Annotated in this window: 6 protein-coding genes; 1 reads left to right on the forward strand and 5 read right to left on the reverse strand. The window is 67.1% G+C overall.

The window, feature by feature from the left end; all coding sequences use genetic code 11:
- A partial coding sequence (locus AC3WOS_RS27665; RefSeq protein ID WP_492720421.1) for a beta strand repeat-containing protein occupies nucleotides 1–3,980 on the reverse strand: 3,980 nt, incomplete at its 3' end.
- 662 nt (nucleotides 3,981–4,642) lie between these two features.
- Complete coding sequence (locus AC3WOS_RS27670) at nucleotides 4,643–6,433, reverse strand: DUF885 domain-containing protein (protein ID WP_492720423.1); 1,791 nt, start codon at nucleotides 6,431–6,433, stop codon at nucleotides 4,643–4,645.
- A 207-nt stretch (nucleotides 6,434–6,640) separates the two neighbouring features.
- On the opposite strand from AC3WOS_RS27670, the gene AC3WOS_RS27675 reads away from it, so the two are divergent.
- Nucleotides 6,641–7,732, forward strand: coding sequence for a branched-chain amino acid aminotransferase (locus AC3WOS_RS27675; protein WP_492720425.1), 1,092 nt, complete (start codon nucleotides 6,641–6,643; stop codon nucleotides 7,730–7,732).
- A 143-nt stretch (nucleotides 7,733–7,875) separates the two neighbouring features.
- On the opposite strand, the gene AC3WOS_RS27680 is transcribed toward AC3WOS_RS27675, so the two are convergent.
- The 3 genes from AC3WOS_RS27680 to AC3WOS_RS27690 all read right to left on the reverse strand — a co-directional run.
- Entirely contained in the window at nucleotides 7,876–11,166 is a 3,291-nt protein-coding gene (locus AC3WOS_RS27680) for a pilus assembly protein (protein ID WP_492720427.1), read from the reverse strand.
- 15 nt (nucleotides 11,167–11,181) lie between these two features.
- Nucleotides 11,182–11,772 carry a PilX N-terminal domain-containing pilus assembly protein gene (locus tag AC3WOS_RS27685; protein ID WP_492720429.1) on the reverse strand — a complete coding sequence of 197 codons (591 nt, stop codon included), beginning with the start codon at nucleotides 11,770–11,772 and terminating at the stop codon, nucleotides 11,182–11,184.
- Nucleotides 11,769–12,021: PilW family protein (locus AC3WOS_RS27690; protein ID WP_492720431.1), on the reverse strand; the 253-nt coding region annotated here is incomplete at its 5' end. The genes AC3WOS_RS27690 and AC3WOS_RS27685, both read right to left, overlap by 4 nt.

Here is a 12,021-nt window from a genome sequence, read left to right on the forward strand (position 1 = left end):
ATGGCCGCCACCGCGCCGGTGCTCAGCGCGATCACCTGGCTGGTGCCCAGCGCCACCAGGTTGGAACTGCCCAGCGCAGCCACCTGGGCCGTGCGCAGCGCGGCGATGTCGCTCGTCTGGATGGCGATGATCTGGCTGGTGCCCAGCACCGTGATCTGGCTGGTGGTCAGGGACGCCACCTGTGCCGTGCGCAGCGCCACGATCTGGCTGGTGGTCAGGGTGGTCACGTCGGTGGTGCCCAGCGAGGCGATGGCGGCCGTGCCCAGGGCCTGGATGTCCGAGGTGGTGATGGCGATCAGGTCCGACGTGCCCAGCGCGGCCAGTTGCGACGTCTTCAGCGCTGCCGCCTGCGAGGTGCCCAGCACGCTGACCTGGCTGGTGCCCAGGGCCAGGATGCCCGAGGTGGTGATGGCGCCGATCTGGGCCGTGCCCAGCACCGCCACCTGGCTGGTGGTCAGGGCCGCCACGTCCGATGTGCCCAGGGCCGCGATCTGCGACGTCTTCAGGGCGATCAGGTCGCTCGTCTCGATCACGATGGTCTGGCTGGTGCCCAGCGCGCCGATCTGCGCCGTCGTCAGCGCAGCGACCTGGGCCGAGCTCAGTGCCACCACTTCACTGGTGGTCAGTACCGTCACGTTGCTGGTGCCGATGGCCGCCACCGCGCCGGTGCTCAGCGCGATCACTTGGCTGGTGCCCAGCGCCACCAGGTCGGAACTGCCCAGCGCGGCCACTTGGGCGCTGCGCAACGCGGCGATGTCGCTCGTTTCGATGGCGATCATCTGGCTGGTACCCAGCACCGTGATCTGGCTGGTGGTCAGCGACGCCACCTGCGCCGTGCGCAGCGCCACGATCTGGCTGGTGGTCAGGGTGGTCACGTCCGTAGTGCCCAGCGAGGCGATGGCGGCCGTGCCCAGGGCCTGGATGTCCGAGGTGGTGATGGCGATCAGGTCCGACGTGCCCAGCGCGGCCAGTTGCGACGTCTTCAGCGCTGCCGCCTGCGAGGTGCCCAGCACGCTGACCTGGCTGGTGCCCAGGGCCAGGATGCCCGAGGTGCTGATGGCACCGATCTGGGCCGTGCCCAGCGCCGTCACCTGGCTGGTGGTCAGGGCGACCACGTTCGAGGTGCCCAGGGCGGCGACCTGCGACGTTTTCAGCGCCGCCACGTCGCTCGTGGTAAGTGTGATCAGCTGGCTGGTGCCCAGCACCGTCACCTGGCTGGTGGTCAGCGACGCCACCTGCGCCGTGCGCAGCGCCACGATCTGGCTGGTGGTCAGGGTGGTCACGTCCGTAGTGCCCAGCGAGGCGATGGCGGCCGTGCCCAGGGCCTGGATGTCCGAGGTGGTGATGGCGATCAGGTCCGACGTGCCCAGGGCCGCGATCTGCGACGTCTTCAGCGCTGCCGCCTGCGAGGTGCCCAGCACGCTGACCTGGGTCGTGCCCAGGGCCAGGATGCCCGAGGTGGTGATGGCGCCGATCTGGGCCGTGCCCAGCACCGTCACCTCGCTGGTGGTCAGGGCTGCCACGTTCGACGTGCCCAGGGCCGCGATCTGCGACGTCTTCAGGGCGATCAGGTCGCTCGTCTCGATCACGATGACCTGGCTGGTGCCCAGCGCGCCGATCTGCGCCGTCGTCAGCGCAGCGACCTGCGACGAGCTCAGTGCCACCACTTCACTGGTGGTCAGCACCGTCACGTTGCTGGTGCCGATGGCCGCCACCGCGCCGGTGCTCAGCGCGATCACCTGGCTGGTGCCCAGCGCTACCAGGTTGGAACTGCCCAGCGCGGCCACCTGGGCCGTGCGCAGCGCAGCGATGTCGCTCGTTTCGACGGCGATCATCTGGCTGGTGCCCAGCACCGTGATCTGGCTGGTGGTCAGGGACGCCACTTGCGCCGTGCGCAGCGCCACGATCTGGCTGGTGGTCAGGGTGGTCACGTCGGTGCTGCCCAGCGAGGCGATGGCGCCCGTGCCCAGGGCTTGGATGTCCGAGGTGGTGATGGCGATCAGGTCCGACGTGCCCAGGGCCGCGATCTGCGACGTCTTCAGCGCTGCCGCCTGCGAGGTGCCCAGCACGCTGACCTGGCTGGTGCCCAGGGCCAGGATGCCCGAGGTGGTGATGGCGCCGATCTGGGCCGTGCCCAGCACCGTCACCTGGCTGGTGGTCAGGGCCGCCACGTCCGACGTGCCCAGGGCCGCGATCTGCGACGTCTTCAGGGCGATCACGTCGCTCGTCTCGATCACGATGGTCTGGCTGGTGCCCAGCGCGCCGATCTGCGCCGTCGTCAGCGCAGCGACCTGGGCCGAACTCAGTGCCACCACTTCGCTGGTGGTCAGCACCGTCACGTTGCTGGTGCCGATGGCCGCCACCGCGCCGGTGGTCAGCGCGATCACCTGGCTGGTGCCCAGCGCCACCAGGTTGGAACTACCCAGCGCGGCCACCTGGGCGCTGCGCAGCGCGGCGATGTCGCTCGTTTCGATGGCGATCATCTGGCTGGTGCCCAGCACCGTGATCTGGCTGGTGGTCAGCGACGCCACTTGCGTGGTGCGCAGCGCCACGATCTGGCTGGTGGTCAGGGTGGTGACGTCGGTGCTGCCCAGCGAGGCGATGGCGCCCGTGCCCAGGGCCTGGATGTCCGAGGTGGTGATGGCGATCAGGTCCGACGTGCCCAGGGCCGCGATCTGCGACGTCTTCAGCGCTGCCGCCTGCGAGGTGCCCAGCACGCTGACCTGGCTGGTGCCCAGGGCCAGGATGCCCGAGGTGGTGATGGCGCCGATCTGGGCCGTGCCCAGCACCGTCACCTCGCTGGTGGTCAGGGCCGCCACATTCGAGGTGCCCAGGGCCGCGATCTGCGACGTCTTCAGGGCGATCAGGTCGCTCGTCTCGATCGCGATGACCTGGCTGGTGCCCAGCGCGCCGATCTGCGCCGTCGTCAGCGCAGCGACCTGGGCCGAACGCAATGCCACCACTTCACTGGTGGTCAGCACCGTCACGTTGCTGGTGCCGATGGCCGCCACCGCGCCGGTGCTCAGCGCGATCACCTGGCTGGTGCCCAGCGCCACCAGGTTGGAACTGCCCAGCGCGGCCACTTGGGCGCTGCGCAGCGCGGCGATGTCGCTCGTTTCGATGGCGATCATCTGGCTGGTGCCCAGCATGCCGATCTGGCTGGTGGTCAGCGACGCCACCTGCGTGGTGCGCAGCGCCACGATCTGGCTGGTGGTCAGGGTGGTGACGTCGGTGCTGCCCAGCGAGGCGATGGCGCCCGTGCCCAAGGCCTGGATGTCCGAGGTGGTGATGGCGATCAGGTCCGACGTGCCCAGCGCGGCCAGTTGCGACGTCTTCAGGGCTGCCGCCTGCGAGGTGCCCAGCACGCTGACCTGGCTGGTGCCCAGGGCCAGGATGCCCGAGGTGCTGATGGCGCCGATCTGGGTCGTGCCCAGCACCGTCACCTGGCTGGTGGTCAGGGCCGCCACGTCCGACGTGCCCAGGGCCGCGATCTGCGACGTCTTCAGGGCGATCAGGTCGCTCGTTTCAATCGCAATGGCCTGGCTGGTGCCCAGCGCGCCGATCTGCGCGGTCGTCAACGCAGCGACCTGGGCCGTGCCCAATGCCTGCACTTCGCTGGTGGTCAGGGCCTGGACGTTGCTGGTGGTCAGGCTGGCGACTTGCCCGGTGCGCAGGGCGGCCAGATCGGACGTTTCCAGCGCGATGACCTGGCTGCTGCCCAGGCTGGCGATCTGGCTGGTGAGCAGCGCGGCGACCTGACTGGTCTGCAGCGCCACCAGCTGGCTCGAGCCGAGCGTGATGATGTCGCTCGTCACCATGGCCGCAACTTGGCTGGTCTGGAACGCTTGTATCTGGCTAGTGCCCAAGGCGAGGATTTGACTCGTACTCAGCTCGACGATTTCCGCCGTGGCCAGCGAAGCGATCTGCGTAGTGGTCAACGCGGCGATGTCGCTGGTGGTAAGGCTAGTGACGATGGTCATTTCCATTCTCCTCGGAACTACATGTAGCGAAATTTGTATAGACCGCAAGCCCCTCCTGGCGCCTGCAGCATGATGTTCTCGTGCCCCGGCCGCTTGCGCGGTGGTCGGGGCTGGTGGGTTTCTTTCTACAAGCGCCCCGCGCCACCAGAAAGAACACCGCTTTTCATTCTTAACGTCAACACTTTCGTTAACTTTAGTAAACAAAAGTTTGTAAAATCATTGCCTTAGCATTAAACATTACAGCCTGCCACGCTATTGCCGCGACTTCGGCTGCAGCGTCACGCTTCCGGATAAAGCGACCGCGGCGACTCTTTCATTAAGTAAACTTGTTAACTTGAAGCAATTTCATAGCGCTATTGCCGGGCGATCATGACGCCACCGGGGGGCGGCTGCGGCAAACTGATTATTGCCAACAAGTATAACGGGTTTACTTGCCATGCGGAATTTTTTTGTCGCGTGTCTCGGCCGCACAACTGGCGGAAAATTGCTGATTAGATAGCAAATATTTACTATCTAAAAAGCAATTTGATAGGTTTAATAGTAAGGGAAGGGCGCCGGACGCGATCGGCCAAGCAGGTATGTTTCTTTCCTTCAATTCTCTGCCGCCCATGCCCGGCAGGCCGGCAAGGCGCCGCCCGCCGCGGTGACGGCGCAGGCGGCCGTCAAACGGCGCCCGCCGCCTGTTGCGCCGCCACCCACGCCTTGATGCGCGCCTCCAGCACATCCATCGGCAAGGCGCCCGCGCCCAGCACCTGGTCGTGGAAGGCGCGGATGTCGAACCTGGCGCCCAGCTGCCGGCGCGCATAGTCGCGCAGTTCCAGGATCTTCAACTGGCCGATCTTGTAGCCCAGGGCCTGGCCCGGCCACACAATGTAACGGTCGGTCTCGCTCTGCACGTCCACCTCCTCGATGCCCGAATGGGCGTGGAAGTAGTCCACCACCTGCTGCCGGTCCCATTTTTTATAGTGCAGGCCGGTATCGACCACGAGGCGGATGGCGCGCAGCATCTCGTCCTGCAGGTGGCCGTAATAGCTGTACGGGTCGCCGTAGAAGCCCAGCTCCTCGCCCAGCCGTTCCGCGTACAGGGCCCAGCCTTCCGTGTAGGCCGTGTAGTTGGGCTGCTGGCGGAACGCGGGCAGGCCCTGCAGTTCCTGGGCGATGGCGATCTGCATGTGGTGGCCCGGCACGCCTTCGTGCAGGGCCGTCGTTTCCACATCGATCAGCGAACGCTTGGCGAACTCGCCCGTGTTGACCATCACCCGGCCCGGGCGGCTGCCGTCCGGCGTGCCCATGTTGTAGGACGCGGCGGCCGCCCCCTCCTCGCGGAACGCTTCCACCGGCAAGATGGCCACCTTGGCCTTGGGCAGCACGCCGAACTGCTGGGGCAGCTTGGCGTACATCTGGTCCGTGTACTTGCTGTACAGGTCCAGCAGTTCCTGGCGCGACTTCGGATGCAGGGCCGCGTTGGCGTGCACGGCCCCGTTGAAGCTCTTGAGGTCGGGGTAACCCATTTTCTGGGCCACGGCCAGCATCTGGCCCTCGATGCGGGCCACTTCGGCCAGGCCCAGCTGGTGGATCTGTTCCGGCGTCTGCGCCGTGGTGGTGGCGCTGCGCACCCGGTAGGCATAGCGGGCCGCGCCGTCCGGCAGCGACCACAGGCCCGGCGCCGTGCGGCCCTGCGGCAGGTAGACGTTTTTCACGAAGGCGGCGAACTGGCGGTAGGCCGGCGCCACGTCATGCTCGATGGCGGCCAGGATCTGCTGGCTCAGGCGCGCCTTGTCGGCCGCGCTGAAGCTGGCCGGGAAACGGTTCAGCGGTTCGGCGAACGGCGAGGCGGCCGGCGCCATGGCGGCCAGCTCGTCGCACTGGCGGGCGATCTTGGGGATCAGGAACTGGGGCGGCATCAGGTGGTCGTGCATGCCGTTCTGCATCTGGACGGTGGTGTCGCTGAAGGCGCGCGGCAGCTGGCGCAGGCGGGCCAGGTAATCGTCGTAATCCTTGACCGTATCGAAGGCCAGCGCCGACACCAGCTGGGGCGCGTCGATGTGGATGCCCGAGTTCTGCAGCACCGGCATTTCCCATTCCTTGTAGCGGGCGCCGTCCAGGGTCAGGCGCAGCGCGCGCACCATCAGCGTCTGGTTCAAGCGCTCCTGCTCGGGGAAGCCGGTGCTGTCGATGGCTTCGAAACGGCGCAGGAAGTCGGCGCTGGCGCGGATGTCGGCCTCCACGGCGGCCGGGGAAAAGTCCGTCAGGCGGTCGTTGTAGCGCTTGTCGCCCAGCATGGAAGCGAATTCGGGATTGGTGCGCATGGTGTAATCCCACTGCTCCTTGATCAGGCTGTCGAGCGCCTGGCGGCGCGCGGCCAGGTCGGGCGCCGCGGCGCCGGCGTGGGCCACGCCCAGTGCGAGGAACAACAGCAGCGCACCGGCGCCGCTACGGGAAGTCAGAGTCATGATGGCCTGTCCGTCAAAAATGGTGGAGCCTGCAATGTAGACGGATCAGCCACGGCCGGCACGGGGAATGTGACAGGGCGTTGAAATCCGGGCATGAATTGCAGAACGGCGGGACAGGGTGCTGCAGACCGGGCGGCAATTCTTGGTATGATGGGGGGCACCGAACAATGCATCCATCCCCATCCAGACCCTGAAGACACCGCCACCGTGAACACTCCCAACCTGTCCATCACGCCCTCCGCCCACCGCCTGAGCGACGCCGAGCGCGCCAAGCTGATCAGCAACCCCGGCTTCGGCCGCATCTTCACCGACCACATGGTGGTGATCCCCTACCGCGACGGCGCCTGGCAAAAAGGCGAGCTCAAGGCCTACGGCCCCCTGCAGCTCGATCCATCCTGCTCGGCCCTGCACTACGGCCAGGCCATCTTCGAAGGCTTCAAGGCCTTCTCGCAGCCGGACGGCAGCGTCAAGACCTTCCGTCCCGAAGCGAACGCGGAGCGCTTCAACCGCAGCGCCGCCCGCCTGGCCATGCCGGCCCTGCCGCCGGCCCTGTTCATGGAAGCGGCCGACGCCCTGATCGCGCTGGACGCGGCCTGGGTGCCCAAAGCGGTGGGCGAGAGCCTCTACCTGCGGCCCCTGATGTTCGCCACCGACCCCTTCCTGGGCGTGCGTCCGGGCAGCGAATACCTGTTCGTGCTGTTCGCCTCGCCGGCCGGCGCCTACTTCCCGCAGGGCGTGAAACCGGTCACCGTGTGGATCAGCGAGGACTATGTGCGGGCCGCGCCGGGCGGTACCGGCGAGGCCAAGTGCGCCGGCAACTACGCAGCCAGCCTGGCGGCCCAGGCCCAGGCCCAGGAAAAAGGCTGCGACCAGGTGGTATGGCTGGACGCCGTGCACCGCGAATACATCGAAGAGATGGGCGGCATGAATCTGTTCTTCGTCTACCAAGAGCACGGCAAGACGGTGCTGGTGACGCCCGAGCTGACCGGCACCCTGCTGCCCGGCATCACCCGCCGCAGCCTGCTGGAACTGGCCGCCGACCTGGGCTATGAAGCGCAGGAACGCAAGCTCACCGTGCAGCAGTGGCGCGACGACATCGCGGCCGGCCGCATGACCGAAGTGTTCGCCTGCGGCACGGCCGCCGTCATCACCCCGGTCGGCACGGTCAAGGCCAACGGCTTCGAGCTGACCATCAACGACGGCCAGAACGGCCCCGTCACCCTGGCCCTGCGCGATGCCCTGCTGGGCATCCAGCACGGCACGGCGCCCGACACCCACCACTGGATGCACGCCATCTGAGTCCCGCCGCCCTGGCGGCACGGTCAAGAAAAACCGGCTGGCAACGCGCCAGCCGGTTTTTTTTTGAGGCGCTGCACGGCTGGGCGGGAACGCCTCAGCGGCACAGGAAATGGGGACGTACCCCTTTTTTACTGATTGGCCGCCTATTGGCCAGACACGGTGGAATACACGCGCTTGCGCTTGGACAGGATGGCCGGCCGCACCTTCTGCGGGCTGATGGCGGCGCTGGTGCTGCCGTCGCGCTGCACGGCGCCGATCACCACCGACACCGGGCGTCCGTTGACGGGCACGCCGGTCGCCATCACGGGCGATGGCGGCAGCCCGCCGCCCACGAATTCGCTGGCGCGGGCGCCGTTGCAGGTGCCGGCCGTGTCGATGCCGCCGGAACCGTTGAACAGGTTGACCCAATAGCCTTCCGCCTTGCCCAGCGCCGTAGGGCAGGTGCCCGAGGCCGGCGGCACGGGACGGTTGGTGCTGAAGGTGACCATGCCGCTGGCGATCAGGGCCGAGGTGACCACCTGCTCGCCGCGGCCGAACTGGGTCAGGTCCATGAACCAGCCATTCAGGCTGGAGTTGGGCAGCACCGAGGTGGTGTCGCAGGTGGTGTTGGTGGTGTAGTCGATCAGGTCGCTGTCCAGGTTCCTGGCCGCGCTGGTCGACGAGCTGTTCAAGTCATCCTTGTAGACATAGAAGCGGTTGATGACGGAACTGTAGGGATACTGCGACTGCAGCGGATGTTCGCGGTCGCCGCTGCCGATGGCCACGTAGACCTTGTCGCCCACGGCCAGCAGGGCCGGCGCGAACAGGAATTTGCGCCCGCTGCCGTTGGTGTAGGCCACCCGGTGCGAGGTCCAGTTGCTGCTCCTGAGCGGTGCGCGCGACACGGGATTGGCGACGAAATCGATGCGGTAGATATTGCCACCCGTATCGGCCGCGTAGGCATAGTCGGGCATGCCGTCGTTGTCGATGTCGACCATGGCGATGTCGGAGGCCACGGCGCGCGCGGTGGCGAACGAGGCCACCACGGCACCCGTGCCGCCGTCCAGGATGTAGACCATGCCGCCCTTGGTCGCGTCGCAGGCCGGCGCGGCCGTGTCGGCATCCTCGCAGCCATCGTAGCCGCCGCCCACCACCACCACCGGCGCCGTGGTGGAATAGCCGCGGATGAAGGCCACCGACGGCGTCGACCAGGTCTGGCCGATCTGGCTCATGCCGGTGCTGCAGTTGGTGTCGTCGGCCAAGTTGGGGCAGCCGGCCTTCCATTTCAGAACAGGGGTGGCCGGGTTGCTCACGTCCAGGGCGTAGATCATGCGCCCGCCGCGGCGCATGGTGGGCAGCACCCACACGCTGGAACTGTCCAGGTTCTGGAACACGCCGGTCGAGCCGTCGAAGAAATAGTCCTTCTTCTGCGGTGCGGGCACGATGCCACCCACCAGGTTGGGATAGGCCACCAGCGGGCTGTTGGTCATCAGGCGGTTCAGGCGCGGGAAGAATTCCGGCGCCACGAACGACCACCGTTCCGCGCCCGTCGTGGCATCGACGGCGCGGAAGGTGCCGTCGTTGGCGCCGTAATAGACGGTCACGCCGGCGCCGCCGTAGTTGACGGGCAGGGGCCGCGAGTGGATCACGTCGCCATGGATAGAAGGGCGGGTGGTGGCGGTCGCCCCCGTGCCCTTCTCGTTGTTGACGTCCTCGCCCCGCACGAAGCGCACCAGCTGGTCCGACAGGCCGGAGCTGGCCGTGGAGAAACTGGTCAGGCTGGTGCCGGACGCCGTGTACATGGTGCGGTTGACGGCCCAGGTGGGCGTCGCGTTGGTGCCGGGCGGCTGGTTACCCTTGCGCAGCACTTCGGCCACGGCGCCCTTTTCCACCTGCGGCCCGTCCGGCAAGTCCGAGTAGGGATCGAGGCCGCCCGTGGTGCAACCGCTGGCCGGATCCGGGTTCAGCCCCAGCCCGCTCCAGTAGCTGCCGCTGTCGCTGGTCCAGTAGCTGGTCGCGCACGGCGTGATGAAGCCGGTCAGCGGATTGACGGCCAGCGCGCCGTTGACGTCGCCCAGGTCGATGCCGGCGCCGCTGGCGACCAGCTGGTAGCGCTTGAGGTTGCCGAACCAGCGCGGCTTGGCGTCGGCGTCGGGCCGGAACATGCCGATGAAGACCTGGTTCTCGTTCTGCGAACGGTTGGTGGCGTTGACGGGCAGGCTGGTGGAGGCGAAGGTGGAATTGACGGCCAGGATCTCGACCAGGATCTGCTTGAGCGCCAGCACGATGGCTTGTTCGTTGGTGGCGGAAAAATACTTGCCGCCGCCGGCCTTGGCCATGCTCATCAGCAACGACGTGTGGACCGCGTTGGGCTGCTTGTTGTAGACGTCGATGGTGTAGGTGGTGACGGAGGGCCGGATGGTGGTACCGGCCACGGGCACGCCCTTGTCGTGCATGAAGCGGGCCCATTCGTCGGCGTTGAACGGGTTGTTGTCGACCGTGCTGGTGCCGGTGGCCGTGTTGGTGACGATGGTGGAGGTGCCGATCACGCTGTACTGGCTGGTGCCGCTGGCGCACGGCGTGGGGCCGGTGTTGACGCTGGTGCCGCCGATGCTGCAACCCTGGGTGTAGCTGGCGCACTGGGTGGCGTAGTCGGCCAGGCCGGCCTGGGCCGCGGTGGCACTGGCATAGCACTGCAAAGTATTGCCCAGGTTGCTGGTCTGGGTGCTGCTGGTGCTGGTGAAGTTGGGCAGCCCCAGCTGCCTGGTCGAGCCGCCCAGGGCGGCCAGGGCCGCCGTGTTGGCCGTGTCGTCGGCCGTCGGGCCGCGCGCGTCCGGGTTGCCGATGAAGATGATGAAGCTGCGCCCGCACGTCTCGTCGGCCGTCAGGGGCGCGGCGAACCGGGTGTAGGGCACCGTGTAGCCGTCACTGTCGGCCAGGCTGGTGACGATGGCCGTGGGCGAATAGTCGTTGGCGCCGGCGAAATAATTGTAGGAGTCATACATCAGGTTGCCGAACGGGGTGTTGGCGTTGCGTTTCTCGTTGGGCGTGGTGATGTTGTTGTAGATGGTGGTCAGCGACCGGCTGAAGGCCACCTTGTTGGCCGCCGTCATCGGTTTGACGGCGTAGCGGATGTAGCCGCCGTTGTCGTTAGCGTTGCCGCCGGTGACGAACTCCATCAGGCCCAGGTTGACCGTGCCGTCCAGGGTGCTGACCACGGTCTTGATGGCGTTGGCCTCGGATTGCCCCTGCTGGATGCCGCCCGGCCACTGCTGGCTCTGGCGCGACCAGTTGGCCGTGTTGTCGAGCACGATCAGGATGCGCGGGTTGATCGACGCGCCGGCCGAGGCGCCCGTGAAGATGTCGATGTCTTCGGCCAGCACGGCCGGCGTCAGCGCGGCCAGCGCCAGCGCCAGGGCCAGCCGCGGCAGGGAGGGTAGGGTCAGGGAAATCATGGTGCACCTCTTCATTCAGGGACAGCTGGTTGCCACATCGTCCTTCGCCACCCGCACGGCGATGCCGCGCGTGAGCTGGACTTGCGCTTCGGTCACCGCGTCGGCGGCCACGGCATGCACTTCCCACACGCTGTCGTCGCACAGCGAATCGCCGGTGACGCTGCCGGCCGTGCCGAAGCTCTGGGCGCTGCCGAGGGCGCAGCCCACGTCTTCCGGTTTGCTCAGGTCAAGCGCCGTGTTCTTGATGGCCTGCGCCTTGACGCACTTGGGGGCCGGTGTGATGGTGACGGTCACGTCGGGCTTGCCGTCGCCGTTGCTGTCGACGCAGCGCGTGTTGGGCGTGCCGTTGCAGGGCGACGGCAAGGCATCGTCGGGCGTCTTGAAGAACTGGGTGCTGCTGATGAGCTCTTCCAGCGTCTGGTCGGCCGCCGCGATCGCTTCGTTGCGATGCTGCATATTGGACACCACTTGCATATTGGTCTTGCCCAGGTTGAAGCTGGTCATGGCCAGCATGGTCACCAGCAACAGCATCACCAGCGCCACGATCAGGGTGAAGCCGCGCTGGCGCGCGGGCACGGGCCGGTACGGCGGACGGCGGGCGGTCATGGCGCTTTCCTTCCGGCGGGGTTGGCCAGCAGCACGGTGGCATCGAAGGCATGGCGCTTGTAATGGTCGCCGGCGGCCGCCACCACGTTCTGCGTGCCGTCGGCGTTGGCGCCCAGCACATAGGCCTTGCTGTCCGTGTAGCCGCCGCTCTGTTCGATATTGCGCGCCAGCACATGCACCTTGGCCGACACCACATTGGTCCAGTTGGCGATGGCGCAGTTGACGGCGGCGCAGCCGCCAAAGCCGGCC

The sequence above is a fragment of the Rugamonas sp. FW305-51 genome (assembly GCF_058786935.1).